Consider the following 21578-nt stretch of genomic DNA (forward strand, 5'->3'; position numbering starts at 1 on the left):
ATGCAGGTAGGGCTGCAGCGTTGGACGGGCACGGTTAGTCGTGCGTGATCGCTGTGCGAGCGCCCTGCGAAAATCGCTATGCGGGCTTGCGCGGAAACAGGTAAATCAGCCAGCCCACCAGCAATGCCACCCCGGCAGCCGTCAGGTTCTGCCAGCTGGCGCTGGCCAGCAGGCCCAGCGACAGCAGCAGCGCTGCGATGGGAATGGCCGGCCCGCCAGGCAGGCGCAAGGTGTCGGTGCGTTGCCGGTAGCGACGCGCCAGCACGATCACTGCCGCAGCGGTGCCGATGTAGGCAAACAGCCGCGTGACCATCGACAGCAATGCCAGCTGCGTAAACGAGCCGGACACCGCCAGCGCCAGCGACAGCACGCCCTGGGTCAGCACTGCCGCAGCCGGGGTGTGGAAGCGCGGATGCACACGTGCCAGGAATGCGGGGCCGTAGCCATCCTGTGCCAACGCGAACAGAAACCGCGGCCCGAGCATGACCGTATTGCTGGTGGTGCCGAGGATGGAAATGGTGGCACCCACGGTGAGGATCAGCGCCAGCGCCTCGCCGCCGAAACGGCTTGCGGCATCGGCCAATGGCGTGGGCGAGGCGGCAAGATTGGGCAGCGTGCCCTGTGCGACGACCTGGACCGCGGCGTAGATCAAGGTGACGGCGACGATCATGGTGATCAGCGCAAACGGCACGTCGCGGCGTGGGTTGCGGTATTCGCCAGCGGCCGCAGGAATGTTTTCAAAGCCTGCATAGGCAAACAGCAGCAGCAAGGCCGCTTCGCCCAGATTGCCCAGGTCGCGCAGATCCGGCGTGGTGCCGGCAAAGGCCCACGACCAGTCCACGTAGAACAGACCGATGGCCACGAACAGCAGCAACGGCACCAGCTTGCCGATCACCAGCGCGATGCCGGTACGCGCAGCCGATTTCACGCCGATCACGTTGATGGCGGTGAGCAGACCCAGGGAACCGACGACCACCAGCAAGCGTGCCCAGTGATCGGTCGCCACGGTCGGCCAGAACCGCGCCACCGCATCGGCCAGGCCGTTGCTCAATGCCGCTGCCGAACTGATGCGCGTGAGCCAGATCATCCAGCCGATCTGAAAGCCGACAAACGGGCCGAACGCCTCACGCGTGTACAGGTAACTGCCGCCCGGCGTGTCGAAATAGCTGGCCGCCTGCGCGTAGCACAACACCAGCAACGCCACCGCCAGACCAGCCAGCATCACCGCCCACAGGCTCATCGGCCCCAGCAGTGCCGCGGTGGCCGCGGGCAGCAGATAGATGCCGCTGCCGATGACATCGTTGATCGACAAGCCGACGATCTGCCAGCGGCTGACCACGCGGACCAGGCCAGTGGAATCGGGTGCAGGAGCCGGGGTGGTCATCGTGCCGCCTCCTTCAATTCGGGCAACTGCCACTGGGCTTGCAGGCGTGCATATTCGGCACGTGGCAACAGCACGAACAGCGGTTTGTCGTCTGGCTTCAACCAGGCCAGCAGGCCTTGCATATCGGCCGGCGCCATCGCGGTGCAGCCGGCGGTGAACTGGCCCGGCGTGCGCCACAGGTGCGCGAAGATGCAGCTGCCGCGCCCGGGAACCGCGTCAGGATTGTGGGCGATCACGAAGCCCTCGCTGTAACGCGCATCGCCGGGATGTTGCAGGTCCAGGCGCATCGGTTCGGTCGACCCGGCCACTGCGGCCTCACCGACCTGCGCGGCATCGACGATGCGGTTGTACAGCGGCGAATTCGGTACATCCATGCAGTAGTGGGTGGCGCGCATCGCCTGGTACGGCATGGCGCTGTCGATCTGCTGGGCGTAACCGAAGGCCGGGCCGATCGCGAATACACCGGCCGGGCTGCGGCCGTCGCCTTCGCGCTTCTGCGGGCCCTGTGCCTGCGCCGGATGCAAGCCATCGCCCCAGGCACTGCCATGCCGCCCGAGCGCGACTGCGAAGCCCGGTGCGGCCGGTTGCCAGTGGCCGTCCACACGGGTGAATGTCTGCAGGCGCGCCTGGGTGCTGTCCCAGTCCGGCGTGGTCACCACGATCAATGCGCGCGCTTGATTCAGGGCATCGATCGGCCCGGCAGCGACGGCAACGCTGCCGCAGCTCGCCAGCGCCAACAGCACAGCGGATCGAAACAAGGTGGCAAGGCGCATGCAGGCTCCGGGGGGAATGGGTCGAGCGGGGGACGAGTCTGGGGGCGATACATGGTTGACGGAGACAGTACGCTGCTTTGGTGCCGCGTTGGGCACACCATCATGTCGCTACTGTACTCAGCAATGTGGCCGTGTGCCGCATGCGCGCGCCTGGTTTGTGCGACTGCTTGGCCGGGCTTCGAGTGTGTTTTGTTGTTCTGGGAGAGTTGGCCTCTGTGGCTGGCTGGCTGCAGAGCGGCTGATCTGGGGCATGGTTGCAGGGCCCTTGCCCGCCTACCATCGCAGGACACGCCGCAAGTACATCCTTGTAGGCGCTTACGCGGCATCCATGCCGCGTAAGGTCCCCGCGACGGTGAGCGGGCAAGGACCTGTCGAGATGATCGGTGGGCATGGTGCAAGCAATGCACGACGTTCGCTGTCCGGGTGACTGCGTGTGCAAAGAAGCGCTGACGGCGCCATGCCTGGGCCAATGCGGCCTGGAGATCCTACTGACGTTTTAAGCCGGCAAGAGCTCCAGCCCGTGGATGCGGCGGATGCCCAGGCCGGGCGAGTCGTCGATATGGATCTGCGCATCGTCGAAGTGCACGCCGCCCTCGGTGGGATCGAACTGCCCGAGCGCGGGCGCATCCAGATCCGCCAGGGTGATGCTGCCGGCCTTGGCCACCGCCAGATGCACTGCCGCAGCCACGCTGATGCTGGATTCGATCATGCAGCCGATCATGCAGGGCACGCCGTACAGGCCAGCGATATCGGCAATGCGGATTGCGTTGGATAGCCCGCCGGTCTTCATCAGTTTGATGTTGACGATATCGGCGGCACGGCGCTGGATGAGGTCGATCACCTGGACCGGCGAGAACACGCTTTCGTCTGCCATCACTGGCGTGTCGATCCGCGCGGTGACAAACGCCAGCCCGTCGATGTCCGCGGCCTTGACCGGCTGCTCCACAAGTTCCATCACGATGCCGGCGTGTTCCAGTGTGCGCATGGTGCGCACCGCCTGTTTGGGCGTCCAGCCTTGGTTGGCATCCAGGCGCAGCGATGTGCGGCCAGCGACAGCGGCATGTATCGCGGTGATCCGCTCGAGGTCCGAGCCGCTGTCCTTGCCGACCTTGATCTTCAGCGACTGATAGCCGCGCGTGAGCGCGGATTGCGCCTGCGCCACCATCACGTCGATGCTATCGACGCTGATGGTGATGTCGGTGGTGATGCGTGGCATGCCACCGCCGAGCGCCCGGTAGAGTGGGGCGCCCAGGGCCTGCGCCCACAGGTCGTAGAGCGCGATCTCCACCGCCGCCTTGGCGCTGGTGTTGCGCTCCAGCGCGTGTTGCACCAGCGCGCATAGCCGGTTGAGATCGGCCACGTCCTGGCCGATCAACGTCGGCCCGATGCAATGCTGGATCGCAGCGATGATGGAGCCGTGCGTATCGCCGGTGATTGGGGCGGTGGCCGGCGCTGCGCCATAGCCGATGTGGCCGCTGTCGGTCTGCAGCAGCACCACCACATCCTCGATCGCCTGCACGGTACGCACTGCTGTCTTGAACGGGGTCTTCAATGGCACGCGCAGCATGCCGAGGCGAAAGCCGGTGATCTTCATGGAGAGCCAATCGGTGCGATGCGTTGGATGCGGGTGATGTGGTCGACGAATGGTGTGCCGTCGCTTGCGAGCAAGGGCAGCAGCGGCGTCACCGACACACCGTTCAAGCGCGCGCGCTGCACGCTGCCGGCTGCGTCGCGGTAATTGGCGCCGGCCACGTCATGGATCACCCATGGCGCACCGCGCTCGTGTCCGACCACCAGCATCACATGACCAGGGATGTAGATCAGGTCGCCGACCTGCAGCCGGGCAAGTTGTTGCAGGCGCTGCGGTAGTGCGGCCTGCGCCTGGAACGGAACGCCCAGCAGCGCAGGGCTGCGTGCCTGATCGCCGGTATTGCGCGGCAATGCGATGCCCAGGCTGCGATACACATCCAGCACGAAACCGCTGCAGTCGCGCGCATCGTAATCGTTGCCCCAGCCATAGCGTTCGCCGAGAAATTTGAATGCCTGCTGCAGCAACGCTGCAGGCGTGGCCGGCAACGGGCCCACGCGCAGGTCGGCACCGCGTGCGATCAGTGCCGGCACCAGCTGCAAGCGACCCTCGCTGTTGCGCAGCGGCAGCTGCACGACATGGGCAGCCTGCGGTAACTGCCCGTTGACCGGTTGCTGCGGTGGCCAGTCGCGAAGCAGCGGGACGCTGGTGCCCATGTCCAGCGCCATTGCGGAGATGGCGGGTACCTCCGGGGTGTAGGCGCTTTGCACGCGTGCGCCGGTGACCACCAGCCGTGGGCTGCGTTGTGCATAGTCCAGCACTTCCTCACGCGTGCCCACGGCAATCCGGTCGGCAGCGATCCAGGCCGCATAGTTGGCTGCCAGCACAAAGTGCCATGCACCATCGGCGCTGGTATGCAGCACCGCCACCGGTGTACCGGGGTAGAGCGCCGATTCCTGGAAGCGGTCGATATCATGGTCGTCGGTGGTGCTGAACACGCGTTGCGCGGTGGGGAAGGTGCGCAGTGCCACGCGCTGCACCACCAGTGCAAACCGTGGCGTGACCTGCGCAGGCAGTGCATCCAGTGCCAGGGCGTGGCGCAGCGTCGCAAGGCGCGAGGCATCGATGCTGCGACCCTCGCTGTCGTACAGCGCACGCGTCGGCATGGCCGACAGTGTTTCGATGCGCGCGCGCACCTCGGCCGCTGGCAGCACTTCGGCCAGCTGCGACAGGTCGTGCATGGAGCCATCGTCACGCAGCAAACGCGCATTGAAGCCGGCGATCTGTGCGGCAGTCATACGCAGCGTCTGCGCGTTGTCAGCGCGCTGGATCCAGTAGTCGGCGGTCAGCTGCGCATCGCTGGCCGCCAACGGTGCCGTGTGCGGTATCGGGCTGGCAGGCGTTGCCGCAGCGGCAACACAGGACAGTCCGATGATCAGCAGCAACAACGTCAGCAGGCGGCGCGACAGTGGCATGAAGAGGGCTCTTGATGGGATACAGCAACTGGCGAGGCTCTGTGCGGGAAATCACTACGGCAAGCGCAGGGTGGGCCTGCGCCAACCGCGCCGGCCTTTAGTGTACGCATGCGCATTATCACGGGTGCGTGTTGCATGGAGCAGCGGCGCTGTAAGGTCTGTCGGTCTCTGCACACGTGCAGTCTGTCTGCCACCGGCCGCAGCCGCATGCTGCATGCCGTCGCCCGCACGGCAGATAATGGGCGCATCGCCTGCGCGGCCCATCAGGGTGCTGGTACAGCGCAAGCCCTTGCCGTTTTGCCAGGAGAATCCGATGTCATCTGCTCCCACGCTGTCGCCATCGCCCTGGCTACGCGCCGCGCTGTGCCTGGTGGTGCTATCACTGGGTGCGTGCGCGCATGCGCCGCAGCGCAACCCGCTGGCCCAGTGGGTGCCCTCGCCCAATTACGACACGCGGCGGCCAATCCTGATCGTGCTGCACTTCACCGACCAGCAATCGGTGACGCAGAGCCTGGGCACGCTGCGCGGGCGCAATAGCGGCGGCCGGGTCAGTGCGCACTATCTGATCGGCGAGGATGGCGCGCGCTATCAACTGGTCAGCGACGACCAGCGCGCCTGGCATGGCGGCGCCGGGCGCTGGGGCACCATCACCGACATCAATTCCGCCTCGATCGGCATCGAACTGGACAACGACGGCAGCGAGCCGTTCGCGCCCGCCCAGATCGACAGCCTGCTGGTGCTGCTGGACGACCTGTGCACCCGCCTGCGCATTCCGCGCACGCAGATCGTCGGGCATGAAGACGTGGCCCCAACCCGCAAGAACGATCCCGGCCCGCTGTTTCCGTGGAAGCGCCTGGCCGACGCCGGCTTCGGCCGCTGGCCTGCCGCCGATGCCCCCGCCGCGCCGGCAGGCTTCGATCCCTGGCAGGCGCTGGCCCTGCTCGGCTACAGCCTCGACGATCCCGCTGCCACGCTGCAGGCATTTCATCATCACTACCGCGGCAGCGACGCCCGCACGCTGGATGCCGAGGATTTGCGCATTCTGCATGCGTTGACCCGACCAGCACTGCGGCAATTGCAGCTTCCGTCGGTGCCCATCGAACCGGATGCGCCGTAGCGATCCAGCCTGCTCGTTTTCCGTCGCCCTGACGAACGCTGCGTGGACTGGATCCCGACCACATTCTTGGTAGCATCCGCTCGCCCAAACTCTTGAAGGACGTCGTGTGATGAGGCTAGGAAAGACTGCCCTGTGGGCCGCCACGATGCTGATGGTCGGCGGCTGCACCAAGACACCCGACGCAACGCCCGGAGACGTGCAGACACCGCCCTCGCAGAGCGCTCCTGCTGCTGCGCCAGCGGCGACGAGTCCTGCAACGGTCGACGCCGAGGTACCGGCGCCCGGGCATGTGCTTGCCGATATCTATGGGATGAAGGGCGACGGATCGGAGTCGTACACCATCGACAACGGCGCCTTGGCCAGCTTCTGGTACGGCTACCGCTTCGACCTTGGCGGTAAGCAGTACTACACCGGCTTCTCCAACGCGGGCCCCGGCAAGTACGGCAAATCCGAGGAAGAGGACTCTCCGGACCCTGCCGTCGGTGTCAGCATCAGCCAGGCGACCTATGTGCTCGACGATGCCGGTGGCAAACCGGCATGGGTGCTGTTCCATGCGCAGCAATGGGCTGGCGATTTCGGCGGCAACGAGAAGGCCGACACGCTGGACCAGACGCGCAAGCCGCAGCGCACCGAGACCAAGGATGGCCACCTGGTGCTGGCGCTGCCGACCACGCGCTTCGCCAACGGCATCAGTAGCTTGGGTTTTGCGTTGTTTTCCTTCGATCCGAACAACAACGACATGGGCGACTACAAGGGCTGGGTTTACCTGGGCACCGTGGCCACCGGCGAAGACAACAGCGCGGCCTGCGACGATGAGGGCACCATGAAGTGCGCGTCCAGCACCGGCACGCTGAGCTTCGAACCCGGCAGTGGATCGATGCCGACCCTGCGTGTGGCCATGAGTGGCACCGCCATTGCAGGCCCCGGCAAGGTCCGCAGCCTCGGCCCCGCCGACGTGGTCACCTATACCTACGACGCCGCCAAGCACCAGTACACGCCGCCGCTGGATCGCTGAGCCTGCCCGCGTGCCGGTCTGTTGTGGGCCGGCACGCGACGCGGACTGGCCGGCAGAGCCGGCTGGTTTCGGGCGCGGGAACTGGATAAGATTCGCCCACGGGGCCTGATGATCAGGCGAGTCATTCGCGAGCGGCAATGGATGCTGCACTCGCCCGAAATGCCGGAGTGGATCGCCGGCTTGCGGTTTGCCATGCGCGAATCGCCATCACCGCCCCTGCCTTGGGGTCGGATCGCACTCACCGTTTTCTGTCCGAAGCCGCGTCTGCGACAGCTGCGTCTCTGCGGGTCGGGCCATGTCCGTGATGCGTAGCAGGGCGGCTTGCCGGATAACGCGGCATGGCGTGTCGGGATTGCGGTTGTGTTTCCGGCTTCTTCAATACATACAGGATGTTCTGCACATGTCCAACGACACTCAAGTTGCCGTCACGGTGGCACCGCCCTACCCGGGCAGCGTGCTGTACCTGATTTACGGCATGGATGGGGACGGCGCGCTCTCGTACGAGATCGATAACGGTGCTGTTGCCAGTTTCTGGCACGGCCAGCACTTCGATCTGGACGGCAAGCACTACTACACCGGTTTTGCCTACGCCACGCCCAACAAGTACGGCAATGACGAAGCCGAGACCTTTGCGGATCCGGGCGAAGGCGTGTCGATCAGCCAGGCCACGTTTCTGCTGACCGCGCCGGACAGCGAGCGGCCGTGGAGGCTATTCCACGCGCAACAGTACGTCGGCCGCTTCGGCGGCGACGAGCGCGCCGACGCGGTCGACGAAGCGCGCAAGGCGCAGCGGCATATCCTGGACAACGGTCACTTGCTGTTGGCAGTGCCGACCTCCAGTTTCGGCAATGGCGTCACCAGCTTCGGCTTTGCGCTATTTACCTTCGATCCGGACAAGAACGACCTGGGCGGCTACCAGGGCTGGGTCTACCGGGGAACGCTTGCAGCCGGCGAGGACAACGAGCTCAGCAGCGACGCAGAGGGCAGCGTTCCTCACGTCTCCAGCCGCGGCACGCTGAGCTTCCAGCCGGTGCCCGGCGAGCGGATGCCGGCCATGCACGTGACGTTGCAGGGCACGGTTATTTCCGGCCCTGGCCAGGTGCGCATGCTCGATGCATCCGATGCGGTGATTTACGTATACGACCAGGCGAGCGGGCAGTACCTGCCGAAAGAAGTCCAGTGAATCGGTCGGTGCGCCGCTCCACGGAGCGACGCCTCGGCAGCAGCAAAAACCCGCGACTTGCAACACCGAACAGTCTTGTTGACCGTACACCAATTAGCTCATGGACGAGCTCGGTTGACCTTGTCGGCGCCCAGCGCCGTATATCAACCTCAAGGAGTAATACGAGATGGCACGCGACTATACGAAGGCCGAGAACCTCGACATCATCGAGCGTGAGGCCAGGGAACGCCACATTCCAGTCGACGATTTCATGCGTTTCGCCTATGTCGAAACCGGCGGCAGGTTCGACGAGCAGGCCAGCCGTGGCCCGAACAGCGCCAAGGGCTTGTTCCAGTTCACTCCTGGTACCGCCGCGGCCTACGGCATCAGCGGCCGTGAACTGGATGCGGTGGCCAATACCGATGCCGCGGCGCGGTTATATCAGGACAATGCGAGGTCACTGACCCGCCAGCACGATAAAGACAATCGTCCGTACCTGTCCGGCAAGCCGCAGCCCGATGGGCTGGATATGTACATGGCGCACCAGCAGGGCGCTGCCGGCTATCGGTCGATCCAGAAGGCGGTTGCCGACGGCAGCTTCGCGCGCGGAGACACGCGCGCGAACATCATCAACAATGTGCCGCGCGAAAAGGATGCGGCCGGTGCCAAACAGTTCGAGGCTTACACCGGCAGCTCGCTGGCCGAGTTCAAGAAGATGTCCGATCAGGACATGGCCAAGACCTTTCTGAAGTACTGGGACACCAAGTTCGACCATATCGCCATCCCTGAAAAGGGCATCAAGCCGGTTGCCGAGGGCCAGTCCCAACAGCCGGCGGCGCCGGCCCGCGTGCAGTCGCATCCGGCTGCAGCGGCCGGGCAGGACGGTCGAGACGCAATCAAGCTCACCGCCGCGTATGAGATGGGCGTCAAGTACGACGATGTGAAGTACGCGATCAATATCAAGGGCCACAGGCTCTACCATCCCGGCGTGGACGGCAAGCACCTGGAACAGGGCTACATCGACTGCTCCGGCTGGGTCTCTGAGTTGCAGAACGCCACCATGCGGGAGATCAATCAGAAGGCCGGCCGCGACGTGTTCGGCCGCCAGGACATGCTGGTGCAAGGAATGACTGGCTCCGGTGGCATCGTCAAGAAGGCATTCGACAATTCCGGCGTGTTGCTACAAGGCCAGGACGTGTTCAAGCCCGGTGCGCTGAAGGAAGGCATGGTCATTGGCGTGGATGCCAGCCGGAATTCGGGGCATGACCACTGGAAGGGCATCGATCACATCCTGATGGTGGTGCGCGACCCCAAGAGCGGCGAGCTGCAGGTCAGCCAGTCCAGCGGCACAAAGGGCGTCAATACGATGCCTTTGGACAAGTATCTGGCCGACAACCAGAACGCCAGGTTGTTTGCGTCCGATCCATTCGCCAAGGCGCGCGAGCTACTGCAGGACAGGCAACAGACACAGTCGCAGCATCAGGACCATCCAACGCGCACATCGTTGCGACCGGGCGAGCAAGGTGCGGATGTAAAGGCGATGCAGCAGGCCCTGATCGAACTCGGGATAAAAGACAACAGCGGCAAGTTGCTGTCCGGTACCGGTTATTACGGCGACAAGACCAAGGAAGTGGTGGCAAACCTGCAGCGCGAGAAGGGCATGGATCCGACGGGTATTGCCGATAAGGCCACGCTCGAAGCACTCGGCAAGCAACAGGGCCAGCTCAAGACTAGTGGCGAGGCCAAGCTCCCCGCTTCCGCCGCTGTCGAAGCGCAACGTCCAGTAGATCCTTTGCTCAAGCAGGCAATGGACCATCTTCAGAAGCATGGGCCGAACGGCGGCTTCGATAGTCGCGACGAAATGCAGCGTGCCGCTGGCCAAATCGCATTCGAGGCCAAGGTCAGCGGGATGTCGCGTATCGACGAATTGGTGCCGAGCACCAATGGTAAGGGGTTGATTGCGGTAGAGCGCAATCCCAACAACCCGCTCGATGTGAATCGTGCCTACGTGGACAAGCAGCAGGCCGCATCGGTGCCGCTGGAGCAGAGTCAGCAACAGCTCACAGCCGAGACGCAGCGGCAGAACCAGGAGGATCAGCAGCGCACGCAGACCGCGCAGACGCAATCGGGTCCTGCACGCTAGGCACCTCTCGTCAGGTTACGAATCTGTGCGACAGCAATCGCCAGTCCGGCATTCGACCGGACTGGCGATTGCGCAGGAGCGGGGATAGTGCGTCGATGTGCGGATGGCGAGCGCCGCGATCCGGTCTGTCGGTCCCGAGCCGTTGTTCGTCAAGCGAGCTACGTGCTTTGCCTGTTCGAGCGCTTCTGTGCAGGCAGCCTGCTTGTGGTGGCTTATGCTTGGCGCATGACGCAAGCACGATCCCCGGTAAATCTCGTATGGCACCACGTCGCATGCACCCTGCAGAGCATCGGGTGGCAGGTGTCTGCGCTGGTTCTTCTGTGCGCAGGCCTCAACGTGCAAGCGGCTCCCATCCTCTCGCCGGCAACAACCGCCGCACAAGCCGGTCTGGTCAATGTGCACGGCCTTGCGCCCGAGATCGCGGTGGACATGCGTTATGCGGGCAGCAACAACTTCACCGGGCACGTGGTGCCGGGGTATGAGGCGCCCACGTGCTATTTGCTGCGTCCGGCGGCGGAGGCGCTGGCACGGGTGGCGCGGTCCCTCAAGTCCCAGGGATATCGACTGCAGGTGTTCGACTGCTACCGGCCGGTGCGGGCGGTGCAGGCGTTCGTTGCCTGGGCTGCGGATCTGCAGGACCAGGCGACCAAGGCGCAGTACTACCCCCGTGTGGACAAGCGCGCGCTGTTGGGCGACTACATTGCCGAGACTTCGGGGCATAGCCGTGGCGCAACGCTGGACCTGGGCCTGCTCGATTGCCGGCAGGGCCCATGCCAGCCGGTGGCGATGGGCACCGACTTCGATTTCTTCGATGCGCGTGCGCATACCGATGCGCGCGACATCAGCCCCGCCCAGCGTGCCCACCGCCAGCAGCTGTTGCGTGCCATGGCGGCGGAGGGATTTGCCAACTATCCGATGGAGTGGTGGCATTTCACCTTCCGCCCCGAGCCGATGCCGGATACCGCGTTCGATGTGCCGGTCAACTGAGCAACCGCGCCGCAGGCGGTGACTCGGCCACCGGCCTGTCCATGTTGTGCATCACCCCAAATTGCTGCAAGGAATTGCCATGTCCGACCCGGAACGTTTTATCGATATCGCCTGCCCGTATTGCGGGGAGTGGATCACCCTGACGCTGGATCTGACCGGCGGCGACCAGCACTACATCGAAGATTGCCAGGTGTGCTGTAAGCCGATCTCGGTCAGCGTGCAGTGGGATGAGGAAGGCGAGGCGCAGGTGAGTGCGCGCGGGCAGGACGATGCGTGAGCGCGGCGTGCCGCAGCATCGGGCACTCGTAGCGCCCGGCCGGTCCGCGTTCGCGTAAGCGCTCGCGCTTGCTGCTTGGGCCGGGATCCATCACCCGCAACCGCTAGACTGATGCGCCTGCTGCCTGGATCGTCACGATGAATCTGCCTCTGCACTTCGGTCTGCTCGGTTCGCTGGAGGCTGGCCTGATCGCGTTGGTGCTGGGCGTACTGGTCTTCGCTGGGGTCGAGCACATCGGCCGGCGTCTGCACTTCACCCATGGGCACACGCTGGGTATTGCCTGTCTGCTCGCGGTCGCCATTGGCGGCGGCTACGACATCTGGAATCTCGTCTACACCAGCATCGTGCGGCTGGAGTCGCCGCTGTACGCGCGCCTGGCATTGGCCAAGATCCACGATCCCAACGAATTGGGATCGCGAGTGATCCTGGAAGTGGCCGGGGCGATCGCCGGTGTGGTGCTGGGTTGGAAACTGTTCAGCTCCGGAAGCTGGGATGACGAGGCACCGAATGCATAAATTTGCGTTATGAAATGCGGCACGGTTCGCATATTTCGATGGATTGAATAAGCTGCTTCTGTTTGGCTCACCGATGTCTAACAGATGGCTAGGCGCAAATGTCCGACGCGTGGTTAAGAGGATGTTTTGCGGGAAATTGCGGCGGGTTTTGCGTTCATTCGGGCTGGGTAAGGTGGGGCCATGTGCGGCGACACCGCGCATTCCCAAGCCAAGGAGACCACCTAATGAAGAATCGCAACCGCACCTCGCTGCTCGCCGCCACCGCCGCTCTTGCCGCCGCCCTGGCGCTGCCGGCGATGGCGCAGAGTACGCAGCAGGATGCCGCCGCGACGTCGGCCCAGTCGGGAAGCTCTGCCACGAGCGCGGCACAGCCTGCGCAGTCCGGCGGCGGGCAGACCTGGGCGAGCGTCGACACCGATAGCGACGGCGCCATCAGCACACAGGAGGCCCAGGTCAATGCCGGGCTCGCGCAGATCTTCAATGACGCCGATTCCGACAAGAACGGCAAGCTGACCCCGGACGAATACAAGGCGTTTGTCGCCAAGCAGCAGGGCGGCGCAGCGGGTAGTGGGTCGCAAGGCAACTGAGGTAGTAGGTCGCAAGGTAGTGAGTTCGTTTGCTGACGTGTTTTTTCGACATCAGGAGGCAGCTTTCGCAATTGCAGTCATTTGAGCAGTTGTTGTCGTTTGATCCGCGGCATCGCTTCGTGGATGCCCGTGATCGGCAAGTAGCAGCATGACCACGTAACAGGATGGACACGCGGGAGCGATCTGCCAGGGTCGCTCCCGTTTTCTTTACGTGCACCGCGCTAGATTGCCCGCTCGTCCCTTCGACCCACTCTCATGCTGCTGCGTATCGCCATGCTGGTCGGCCTGTCGAGTCCACTGTGGGCGCTCGCGGCGCCGCCGGAGTTGCCGCCAGCCAACCCGTCACGTGCGACCTCCACCACAGGGCCGGCAACACCGGCAATGGCGCCGTTGCCGATCGACCCACCACCGCCTGCCACCACGCCCTTGCTGCCGGCCGACGCTGCTGCGCCATCGGCTGCCAAAGGCGGTGCGGAGGCCGCACTGGCGCCGCAAGCCGGCACGTTGGCGCCACGGACCTTCCGCAGCCTGGACAGCGACGCCGACGGCTCATTGACGGTGGACGAAGCCGGCGCCGACCCCGTCCTGCGCGAGAATTTTGCCGGCTTCGACAGCAATGGTGATGGGCGCCTGTCGCGCGACGAATTCGCCAGCTACCAGCCCGGTCCAGGCGACGCCGCGGGGGATTGACCGCGGCAGCGCTCCAGTGCGCTGCTAAACTGGCGCGATGACCTCTTCTGCACAGCGCGACGGCCAGGCGATCCAACTGGTCGGCTTCGACGGCGACGATACCCTCTGGAAAAGCGAGGACTATTACCGCACTGCCGAAGCGGATTTCGAAGCGATCCTGGCCGATTACCTGGATCTGGGCGACAGCCGCATGCAGCAGCACCTGCTGGCGGTGGAGCGGCGCAATCTCAAGGTATTTGGCTACGGCGCCAAGGGCATGACGCTGTCGATGATCGAGACGGCGATCGAACTGACGCAGGCGCGCATTGCCGCACGCGACATCCAGCGCATCGTCGAGATCGGCCGCGCCACGCTGCAGCACCCGGTGGAGGTGATTGCCGGCGTGCGCGAGGCGGTCAGCGCAATTGCCGCCGACTATGCGGTGGTGCTGATCACCAAGGGCGACCTGTTCCATCAGGAGCAGAAGATCGAGCAATCCGGCCTGGCCGATCTGTTTCCGCGCGTGGAGGTGGTGTCCGAGAAGGATCCCCAGACCTATGCGCGCGTGCTGGGCGAGTTCGACCTGCCGGCGCAGCGCTTTGTGATGATCGGCAATTCCTTGCGCTCGGACGTGGAGCCGGTGCTGGCCATCGGCGGCTGGGGGATCTACACCCCGTACGCGGTGACCTGGGCGCACGAGCAGGAGCATGGCGTGGCCGCCGACGAGCCACGCATGCGCGAAGTGCCCGACGCTGCCGGCTGGCCGGCGGCAGTGCATGCGCTGGATGCAGTGGCCCGGCAGCACGCGCTAAGCTGAGCTCCGTCGCGGCCAGCGCCGCGACCTGGATCTGCCGGCGCAACCGGCGGCGCCCAGCAACAGGACGTTTCCGGTCAGGCGTGCATGCCTGGCCGACTAGGAGGGATCACCGATGCGCATGTTGTCGTTTACCTGCCGTGTCAGCCTGACCGTATTGCTGGCTCTGTCAGGCGGCGTGCCGTCGCTAGCGGCTGCCGAGCTCGAAGAAGAAGTCATCAACCCAAGCGAAGTGATCTTTCGCGACGGTCAGCCTTACTACGACGATGGCGGCAACTATGTCCGCCTGCGTACGCGTCGGGACGCGGGAGAGCTGGTGTATTTCCGCATGGTGCGCTTCGATCGCGAGCAGGGCTATGTGGATGCCCAGGGCCAGAGCATTGCGACCTTGCAGACCCGGCCGGACCGGCGTGAGCGCAGCAGCGTATTTGCTGCCGACGGATATTCGGGCGAGCGCTACGGCCTATACGGCGGCGACGCCCGTGGATACCTCGGGTATGGCGCCGGGCTACGGCTAGGCGCGTCGCGCAACCGCCCCTATGGCCAGATCTATTACGGCAATGGTCTGTACGGCCCGGACCCTTACAGCAGCCCGCACAATCGCGATGCGCGGCAGCGTTACATCGGCCCGGGCTATGTGGGTGCCTGCGATCTCAGCGGCTGCCGCGAAGTGCACTACGGCGGCTTTTACGATCTGCGCTGAGCGCGGCCGGCGCCGCTGTGCGCGCGCCAGACATGCGAATGCTCGTGGCGAGCCGGCGCTACGCATCCGTTCCGACTCGGGGCATCCCATACGGCTGGCGCGCTGACGGCGCGCCGCCTGTGTCGGTGGCGCAAGCGCTCGGCCTGACAGCGACGCGGGCATGCGGCATCATCGGCGCATGCCTTCACTGCTTACCTCGCCGTTGCGATCCCTGCCGCTGCTGAGTGCGCTGCTGCTGCCGATGCTGGCAGTTGCGCAGACGTCGCCTGCACCCGCATCCGCGCCTACCGCTGCGGCACCGGCTGCTGCGCCGGCAGTGACGCCGGGCACCGGCGATGCCTGGGTGGACCAGCATCTGGCCGACATGGGCAGCTACGCGCAGCGCTACCCGGACAGTTTCATCGGCGAAGTTGCGCGCTACACCGGCACCCCGCGCGGTTATGTGCAGGCGCTGTTGCAGGTGCATGGCTGGCACGCCGGCGACATCTATTTCGCATGTTTCTGGGCGCAGACGCTGCAGTTGTCCTGCCGCGACACAGTACGCGCCTACAGCCGCGACCATCATGACGGCTGGGAGGGCGTGATCACGCGGCTGTCGGTCACGCCGGAGACCGTGCATATGCGCGCGCTGCGGCACGCCATCGTCGCCAGTTACGACCGCTGGGAACGTCCGATCACCCTGGACGCGCTGCTGCGCCGCCAGCTCGGCGATCACGCGCAACGGCTGGAAGCCGCGCGCCAGGCCAGCGAGGCGGCCGAGGCAGCGGCGCAGGCCGGGCTTTAAAGCGGCTGGCAAACCGACGGCGTAGCCGCCAGGCGGGTGCGGCCGTGCTCGGAACCGGCGTGTACCACTCGTACGCTGCGTTTCCTGCGCGCCGTCCACGTACATCCGGCGGCTGCCGGCTCAAGGTGGTGTCGGCTACCGGTGCGGCAGCGTGCTATTCGGCGTCAACTCGCTGCAGTAGTGGCACCGGAGCCGTGCCAGCCGTTCGATGCGTGCCGGGTCGGCCTGAGCCTGGACGAGGCTGGCGGCCCCTCTCGCTTGTTAGCCATCCTCGGAGCGACCCACAAGATGACTGCGCTTCCGGCCACACGGGCGCAGGCGGCATTAAAACCGACATGGACCACGCCGTGCGCTGCGGTTCCGAGCTTGCCCACCATCCGCATCCAGCGGACGACCGCTCGCCAAGGATCGCCAGCCGCCACTCGATGCGTTTCACGCCTGGTGGGAACCTGCGCAGCGGCAAGCCTAGAGGTGACCGATCGGCTGCGTGCCTGTCTGCGCGGCAACACAGGCGCCGGCATGCTGCCGTGCAGCTGGCCGCCGCAGGGCGCGGTCGGCGAGAATGCTGCAACGCCGGCGTTGGCCGGCCCTGCCAAGACCAGCCCATGCGCGATACCGTGTTTGTCTCCCCCGATCACATCCGCAGCCTGTTCGCGCAGGCGATGTCGGACATGTATCGCGCCGAGGTGCCGTTGTACGGCGACCTGATGACGCTGGTGGCGCAGGTCAACGCCGACACCCTGAGTGCCGATCCCGCCCTGGCCGCGCGCCTGCAACGCAACGACGAACGCGCGCGGCTGGATCTGGAACGGCATGGTGCCATCCGCGTCGGCACGGCGCAGGAACTGGCCACGTTGCGGCGGCTGTTTGCGGTGATGGGCATGCATCCGGTGGGCTATTACGATTTGTCGGTGGCCGGTGTGCCGGTGCATTCCACCGCGTTCCGCCCGATCGACGAGGCGGCGCTATCGGTCAATCCGTTCCGCGTGTTCACCTCGTTGCTGCGGCTGGAGCTGATCGAAGACGCCGCGCTGCGGACGCAGGCGGCGCAGATCCTGGAGCAGCGGCAGATCTTCACCGCCGCCGCGCTGGAGCTGATCGAGCAGCACGAGCGCCACGGCGGGCTGGAGGCGGCGCAGGCGCAGCAGTTCGTGGACGAAGCGCTGGAAACCTTCCGCTGGCATGGCGATGCCACCGTGTCGCTGCCGACCTACCGCGCGCTGAGCGAAGCGCACAAGCTGATCGCCGACGTGGTGAGCTTCCACGGGCCGCATATCAACCACCTGACGCCACGCACGCTGGATATCGATGCGGCGCAGGCGCAGATGCAGCGCGCCGGCATCGACGCCAAGGCGGTGATCGAAGGGCCGCCGCGTCGGCGGGTGCCGATCCTGCTGCGCCAGACCAGTTTCAAGGCACTGGAGGAGCCGGTGCGCTTTGTCGGCGACAGCGGGCAGGCCGAGCACGGCACGCACACCGCGCGCTTCGGCGAGATCGAACAACGCGGGCTCGCGCTGACGCCCAAGGGCCGCGCGCTGTACGACGCGCTGCTGGCACAGGCACGCGACAGCGATGGCGCGGGCAGCACCGGTACCGATTACGCCACGCGGCTGCAGACCGCGTTCGTGGCGTTTCCCGACGACGAAGCCGTGCTGCGTCAGGAAGGCCTGGGCTATTTCCGCTATGCGCTGACCGAGGCCGGACGTGCCGACCCCGCGCAGGTGGCGGCAATGCCGGCAGAAACCGCGATTGCGCTCGGTCTGCTCAGTGCCGATCCGATCATCTATGAAGATTTCCTGCCGGTGAGTGCGGCCGGCATCTTCCAGTCCAATCTCGGTGGCGCCGAACAACGCGCCTATGCCGCCCATTCGAGCAAGCGCAGTTTCGAACAGGCGCTGGGTGCGCAGGTGCAGGATGAGTGCGCGTTGTACGCGCAGCTGGAGCGTGCGTCGCTGCAGGCGTTGCTGGTGTAGCGGTCAGGGCGCGCCGTCGCCCGAACAACGCATGTAACGCACGGTTTGCATCTTGCACACCGACCATCTCGACAGGTCCTTGCCCGCCTACCGTCGCGGGACCTTACGCGGCATGGATGCCGCGTAAGCGCCTACACGGACGTACTTGCGGCGTGTCCTGCGATGGTAGGCGGGCAAGGGCCCTGCAACCAGGCCGCAGACCTGCCGCGCAACAACTGATCCATCCCTGCCGTCCGACACGTCAAGGCAGCCGAACTTCCGGTCGCAGTGTCGTCTGGATGCGGTCAAACACGTGGGCTCTGGCCAAAAGCAAGTAAGTCGAGCGTGCATTGGCAGCTCGCATCACTGTGCCGCATTTGAATACGCTGCCAGCAGCGATGCCCCGACGTCATGCCAACAAGCGGCAAGCGATGGTGAGAGATGCCGGCCAACCGCCATGCCAGCCGGCACACACCGGTCCGTGCAGACCGGCGCGTGTGCTGCTTCGCCTCAGTGCGCCGACGCCGCCGGGCGGCGTGCCGCCGCGCGCTCTGCCCGGCGTGCACGCGCACGTGCGCGACGCGCCTTCCAGCGTTCGCTCAGGCAGGAGAAGATCACGTACAGCGCCGGCGTGCTGAGCAGGGTCAGGCTCTGCGAGAAGATCAGCCCGCCGATCATCGCGATGCCCAGCGGGCGGCGCAGTTCGGAGCCTTCGCCCAGGCCCACCGCCAGCGGCACCGCGGCCAGGATCGCCACCATCGTGGTCATCATGATCGGGCGGAAGCGCACGATCGAGGCCTCGCGTGCGGCCGCGAGCGCATCCATGCCGTGCACGCGCTGCGCCACCAGCGCGAAGTCGATCATCATGATCGCGTTCTTCTTGACGATGCCGATCAGCAGCACCAGCGCGATCATCGAAATCACCGACAACTCGGTGTTGGTGAGGAACAACGCCAGCAGCGCGCCGACGCCGGCGGCCGGCAGCGTCGACAGGATGGTCACCGGATGGATCAGGCTCTCGTAGAGCATGCCCAGCACGATGTAGACGGTGAGCACCGCGGCCAGCAGCAACACGCCCATCGAGTTGGGGCTGAGTTGCACGTTGAAGCTGTCGTCGCCGCTGAGGCGGATGCCGTCGGGCATGCGCAAGCCTTCCACGGTGGACTTGATGATCAGGTCCGCCTCGCCGGTGCTCACGCCCGGTGCGAGGTTGTAGCTCAGATCCATCGTGGTGTACTGGTTTTCGTGGACGATCTGCGGCGGCGCCAGCCCGGGCACCTGGGTGGCGACGGAGGTGATCGGCACCATCAGGCCGGCGCGGTTGGGCACGAAGACCTGGTCCAGCGCCTTGGGCGTTGCCGTTTGCGAGGGCAGTGCATTGACCACCACGCTGTACTGGTTGAGATCCGAATAGATGGTGGAAATGGAGCGCTGGCCGAAGGCGCCATACAGCGCGCCATCGATCGCACCGACCGAAATGCCCAGGCGCGCGGCCTTGGCGCGGTCGATCACGATGTTCTGGCGCAGACCCGATGTATCCACGTCGGTGCCGACATCGCGCAGGCGCGGATTCTTCTTCAACGCCGCCTGCAGTTTGGGCAGCCATTCCTGCAGCTGCGCCAGGTCGTTGCCCTGCAGCGAAACGCGGTACTGCGCACCCTGGCTGGTGCCGCCACCGCCGTCGCTGGGTAGGTCCTGGATCGCGCGCAGGCGCAGATCCAGATCCGGGTAACGGTCGGCCTTGGCGCTCAGGCGTGCGACCACCTGCGCGGTGGTGTCGCGGCGGCCTTCGTCGCGCTTCTTCAATTCGATATTGAACGAGGCGCTGGAACCCTGCCGGCCGGAGCCCAGCCGCGCGCCGACGGTCTTCACCGCCGGGTCGGCCATCAGCATGTCGGTGATGCGGCGCTGGCGGCTGACCATGTCGGCAAACGACACCGTGGCGCTGGAATTGGCACGGCCCCAGATCAGGCCGGTGTCCTGCGCCGGGAACGAGCCCTTCTTGACTGCGCCGCCGAGAAAGACGGTGGCGGCGATCAACAGCAGCGGCGTCAGCGACAGCAGCAAGGCGTGCCGCAGCGAGAAATCCAGCGCCACCGTGTACACCGCGAGCATGCGCTCGTGCATGCGATCCAGCCAGGCGCCGAAACGGCTGGGTTTTTCCGGTTCGGTGTGTGCGGACAGAAAGCGGCTGCACAGCGCCGGCGTCAAGGTCAGCGACACCAGCATCGACACCACGATCGCCGCCACCAGGGTCACGGTGAACTCGCGGAAGAACGCGCCGATCATGCCGCTGGCAAACAGCATCGGAATGAACACCGCCACCAGCGAGGCAGTGATCGACACGATGGTGAAGCCGATCTCGCGCGCACCGGCCAGTGCGGCATCCAGACGCGGCATGCCTTCGTCCAGATGACGCATGATGTTTTCGATCACCACGATCGCATCGTCGACCACAAAGCCAATGGCGATCACCAGCGCCAGCAGGCTGAGATTGTTCAAGGTGAAGCCCAGCATGTACATCACCAGCGCCGAGCCGGCCAGCGACAGCGGCACGGTGACCGCCGCGATCAGCGTCGGCGCCAGGCGGCGCAGGAACAGCGCCATGGTCAGGACCACCATCGCCAGGCTGATCAGCAGCGTGGCCTGCACCTCGTGCAGCGAGGCGCGGATGGTCGGGGTGCGGTCGAAGTAGGGCGTCAGCTTGGTGCCGGGCTGCAGGTAGGCGCGTAGCTCGGGAATCTGCGCCTTCACCTGGTCCACGGTTTCGACGATGTTGGCGCCGGCGCGGGTGAAGGCGTACATCACCACCGCCGGTTTGCCGTCGAACCAGGCCGCTTGATAGGCATCCTGCTGGCCGTCGTAGACGGTGGCCACGTCGCCCAGCCGCACGATGCGCCCGTTGGACTGGGTGGAGATCGCCAGCTGGGCGAAATCGGCGGCCTTGGATACCGAATCGTTGGCCACGATCGCCATGGTGGTGTTGCCGTCGGACAGGAATCCGGTCGGCGAGGTGACGTTGGCCGCGCGCACGGCGTTGCGCAGATCGTCCGGGGTCAGGCCCAGTGCGTTGAGCGCGCGCAGATCCACGTCCACGCGGACCGCCGGCGTGGAGGCGCCGGCGATATCGACCGAACTGATGCCGGTGATCTGGCGCAGCCGTTGCGCCAGCAGCGAGTCGGCAACGTTGTAGAGCTCATCGGCCGATTGCGTGTCCGAGGTCAGCGCGATGGCGATGACTGGGTCGTCGTTCGGATTGGCTTTCGAATAGATCGGCGTGCCGAGCCCGGACGGCAGGTCCGATTGCGAGGAGTTGATCGCCGTCTGCACATCCTGCGCGGCCGAATCGATGTTGCGATTGCTCTGGAACACCAGCACCACCAGGCTGCTGCTCTCCGAACTGGAGGAGCGCATGCGGTCGATGCCGGGCAGCTGGCCCAGGTGGCGTTCCAGCGGTGCGGTGACGGTGGAGGCCATGGTGCTGGCATCGGCGCCGGACTGCGTGGCGTGCACGAAGATCACCGGAATCTGGATGTTCGGCAACGCCGCCACGCCCAGCCGCAGGTAGCACATCAATCCGATCACGAACAAACCGATCGCCAGCAGCGCGGTGCCGATCGGGCGCTTGATGAAGGGCGCGGAGATGTTCATGGGGTGACTGCCGGGAATCGGGAATCGGGATTCGGGAATCGG

General features: G+C 65.5%; 18 protein-coding genes, 1 other RNA gene and 1 pseudogene. 15 read left to right on the forward strand and 5 right to left on the reverse strand.

Going from position 1 to position 21578, the window contains the following annotated elements:
- Positions 1 to 76: 76 nt before the first annotated feature.
- From ABQ137_RS14415 to ABQ137_RS14430, 4 genes are all read right to left on the reverse strand, one after another.
- The gene (locus ABQ137_RS14415) at positions 77 to 1384 is read right to left on the reverse strand and encodes an APC family permease (RefSeq protein ID WP_349783011.1); all 1308 of its coding nucleotides are present in this window, start codon (positions 1382 to 1384) and stop codon (positions 77 to 79) included.
- Positions 1381 to 2157 (reverse strand): L,D-transpeptidase family protein, encoded by a 777-nt coding sequence (locus ABQ137_RS14420; protein WP_349783013.1) that lies wholly within the window; start codon positions 2155 to 2157, stop codon positions 1381 to 1383. Before ABQ137_RS14420 ends, ABQ137_RS14415 begins: the two co-directional genes overlap by 4 nt.
- A 496-nt stretch (positions 2158 to 2653) precedes the next feature.
- Complete coding sequence (locus ABQ137_RS14425; protein ID WP_349783015.1) at positions 2654 to 3751, reverse strand: dipeptide epimerase; 1098 nt, start codon at positions 3749 to 3751, stop codon at positions 2654 to 2656.
- Positions 3748 to 5160, reverse strand: a complete 1413-nt coding sequence (locus ABQ137_RS14430) for an SH3 domain-containing protein (protein WP_349783017.1) — start codon at positions 5158 to 5160, stop codon at positions 3748 to 3750. Before ABQ137_RS14430 ends, ABQ137_RS14425 begins: the two co-directional genes overlap by 4 nt.
- 313 nt (positions 5161 to 5473) lie before the next feature.
- Between ABQ137_RS14430 and ABQ137_RS14435 the strand changes: the two genes are divergently transcribed.
- From ABQ137_RS14435 to hglS, 15 genes and pseudogenes are all read left to right on the forward strand, one after another.
- Complete coding sequence (locus ABQ137_RS14435; protein ID WP_228959649.1) at positions 5474 to 6277, forward strand: N-acetylmuramoyl-L-alanine amidase; 804 nt, start codon at positions 5474 to 5476, stop codon at positions 6275 to 6277.
- A 109-nt stretch (positions 6278 to 6386) separates the two neighbouring features.
- A complete protein-coding gene (locus ABQ137_RS14440; RefSeq protein WP_349783020.1) occupies positions 6387 to 7292 on the forward strand; it encodes a hypothetical protein in 906 nt (301 codons plus the stop codon).
- Between the two features lie 400 nt (positions 7293 to 7692).
- Entirely contained in the window at positions 7693 to 8475 is a 783-nt protein-coding gene (locus tag ABQ137_RS14445; RefSeq protein ID WP_349783022.1) for a hypothetical protein, read from the forward strand.
- 166 nt (positions 8476 to 8641) lie between these two features.
- On the forward strand, positions 8642 to 10597 hold the full coding sequence (locus ABQ137_RS14450) for an XVIPCD domain-containing protein (protein ID WP_349783024.1): 1956 nt from the start codon (positions 8642 to 8644) through the stop codon (positions 10595 to 10597).
- Between the two features lie 336 nt (positions 10598 to 10933).
- Positions 10934 to 11584, forward strand: a complete 651-nt coding sequence (locus ABQ137_RS14455) for a M15 family metallopeptidase (RefSeq protein WP_425519514.1) — start codon at positions 10934 to 10936, stop codon at positions 11582 to 11584.
- Positions 11585 to 11663: 79 nt separating this feature from the next.
- Positions 11664 to 11861: a CPXCG motif-containing cysteine-rich protein gene (locus ABQ137_RS14460; protein WP_016903162.1), complete on the forward strand. Its 198-nt coding sequence runs from the start codon at positions 11664 to 11666 to the stop codon at positions 11859 to 11861.
- A 137-nt stretch (positions 11862 to 11998) separates the two neighbouring features.
- Positions 11999 to 12376: a hypothetical protein gene (locus tag ABQ137_RS14465; RefSeq protein WP_039522427.1), complete on the forward strand. Its 378-nt coding sequence runs from the start codon at positions 11999 to 12001 to the stop codon at positions 12374 to 12376.
- Between the two features lie 224 nt (positions 12377 to 12600).
- Positions 12601 to 12963, forward strand: a complete 363-nt coding sequence (locus ABQ137_RS14470; protein WP_024938867.1) for an EF-hand domain-containing protein — start codon at positions 12601 to 12603, stop codon at positions 12961 to 12963.
- Positions 12964 to 13218: 255 nt separating this feature from the next.
- Positions 13219 to 13653: an EF-hand domain-containing protein gene (locus ABQ137_RS14475; protein WP_102251013.1), complete on the forward strand. Its 435-nt coding sequence runs from the start codon at positions 13219 to 13221 to the stop codon at positions 13651 to 13653.
- 37 nt (positions 13654 to 13690) lie between these two features.
- Positions 13691 to 14449 (forward strand): HAD family hydrolase, encoded by a 759-nt coding sequence (locus ABQ137_RS14480; RefSeq protein WP_046344739.1) that lies wholly within the window; start codon positions 13691 to 13693, stop codon positions 14447 to 14449.
- A gap of 112 nt (positions 14450 to 14561) precedes the next feature.
- Positions 14562 to 15149: a hypothetical protein gene (locus ABQ137_RS14485; RefSeq protein ID WP_167763586.1), complete on the forward strand. Its 588-nt coding sequence runs from the start codon at positions 14562 to 14564 to the stop codon at positions 15147 to 15149.
- Positions 15150 to 15309: 160 nt separating this feature from the next.
- Positions 15310 to 15933 carry a hypothetical protein gene (locus tag ABQ137_RS14490; RefSeq protein ID WP_167763587.1) on the forward strand — a complete coding sequence of 208 codons (624 nt, stop codon included), beginning with the start codon at positions 15310 to 15312 and terminating at the stop codon, positions 15931 to 15933.
- A gap of 59 nt (positions 15934 to 15992) precedes the next feature.
- A non-coding RNA gene (locus ABQ137_RS14495) (sX9 sRNA) lies at positions 15993 to 16070 on the forward strand.
- Positions 16058 to 16182 (forward strand): annotated as a pseudogene (locus tag ABQ137_RS14500) (beta-ketoacyl-[acyl-carrier-protein] synthase II); the annotation flags it as partial. The gene ABQ137_RS14495 and the pseudogene ABQ137_RS14500, both read left to right, overlap by 13 nt.
- A gap of 356 nt (positions 16183 to 16538) precedes the next feature.
- Positions 16539 to 17906: a 2-oxoadipate dioxygenase/decarboxylase HglS gene (gene hglS / locus ABQ137_RS14505; protein ID WP_065032981.1), complete on the forward strand. Its 1368-nt coding sequence runs from the start codon at positions 16539 to 16541 to the stop codon at positions 17904 to 17906.
- 489 nt (positions 17907 to 18395) lie between these two features.
- Here the strand turns inward: hglS and ABQ137_RS14510 are convergent, their stop codons facing one another.
- The gene (locus ABQ137_RS14510; RefSeq protein WP_349783027.1) at positions 18396 to 21536 is read right to left on the reverse strand and encodes an efflux RND transporter permease subunit; all 3141 of its coding nucleotides are present in this window, start codon (positions 21534 to 21536) and stop codon (positions 18396 to 18398) included.
- Positions 21537 to 21578 lie beyond the last annotated feature (42 nt).

The organism is Xanthomonas sp. WHRI 8393, from assembly GCF_040203315.1.
Lineage (GTDB): Bacteria > Pseudomonadota > Gammaproteobacteria > Xanthomonadales > Xanthomonadaceae > Xanthomonas > Xanthomonas arboricola.

Excerpts from the sequence above, each read along its gene's own strand:
- ABQ137_RS14415 (WP_349783011.1), bottom strand. The coding sequence starts at position 1,384 with ATGACCACCCCGGCTCCTGCACCCGATTCCACTGGCCTGGTCCGCGTG.
- ABQ137_RS14420 (WP_349783013.1), bottom strand. The coding sequence starts at position 2,157 with ATGCGCCTTGCCACCTTGTTTCGATCCGCTGTGCTGTTGGCGCTGGCG.
- ABQ137_RS14425 (WP_349783015.1), bottom strand. The coding sequence starts at position 3,751 with ATGAAGATCACCGGCTTTCGCCTCGGCATGCTGCGCGTGCCATTGAAG.
- ABQ137_RS14430 (WP_349783017.1), bottom strand. The coding sequence starts at position 5,160 with ATGCCACTGTCGCGCCGCCTGCTGACGTTGTTGCTGCTGATCATCGGA.
- ABQ137_RS14435 (WP_228959649.1), top strand. The coding sequence starts at position 5,474 with ATGTCATCTGCTCCCACGCTGTCGCCATCGCCCTGGCTACGCGCCGCG.
- ABQ137_RS14440 (WP_349783020.1), top strand. The coding sequence starts at position 6,387 with ATGAGGCTAGGAAAGACTGCCCTGTGGGCCGCCACGATGCTGATGGTC.
- ABQ137_RS14445 (WP_349783022.1), top strand. The coding sequence starts at position 7,693 with ATGTCCAACGACACTCAAGTTGCCGTCACGGTGGCACCGCCCTACCCG.
- ABQ137_RS14450 (WP_349783024.1), top strand. The coding sequence starts at position 8,642 with ATGGCACGCGACTATACGAAGGCCGAGAACCTCGACATCATCGAGCGT.
- ABQ137_RS14460 (WP_016903162.1), top strand. The coding sequence starts at position 11,664 with ATGTCCGACCCGGAACGTTTTATCGATATCGCCTGCCCGTATTGCGGG.
- ABQ137_RS14465 (WP_039522427.1), top strand. The coding sequence starts at position 11,999 with ATGAATCTGCCTCTGCACTTCGGTCTGCTCGGTTCGCTGGAGGCTGGC.
- ABQ137_RS14470 (WP_024938867.1), top strand. The coding sequence starts at position 12,601 with ATGAAGAATCGCAACCGCACCTCGCTGCTCGCCGCCACCGCCGCTCTT.
- ABQ137_RS14475 (WP_102251013.1), top strand. The coding sequence starts at position 13,219 with ATGCTGCTGCGTATCGCCATGCTGGTCGGCCTGTCGAGTCCACTGTGG.
- ABQ137_RS14480 (WP_046344739.1), top strand. The coding sequence starts at position 13,691 with ATGACCTCTTCTGCACAGCGCGACGGCCAGGCGATCCAACTGGTCGGC.
- ABQ137_RS14485 (WP_167763586.1), top strand. The coding sequence starts at position 14,562 with ATGCGCATGTTGTCGTTTACCTGCCGTGTCAGCCTGACCGTATTGCTG.
- ABQ137_RS14490 (WP_167763587.1), top strand. The coding sequence starts at position 15,310 with ATGCGGCATCATCGGCGCATGCCTTCACTGCTTACCTCGCCGTTGCGA.
- hglS (WP_065032981.1), top strand. The coding sequence starts at position 16,539 with ATGCGCGATACCGTGTTTGTCTCCCCCGATCACATCCGCAGCCTGTTC.
- ABQ137_RS14510 (WP_349783027.1), bottom strand. The coding sequence starts at position 21,536 with ATGAACATCTCCGCGCCCTTCATCAAGCGCCCGATCGGCACCGCGCTG.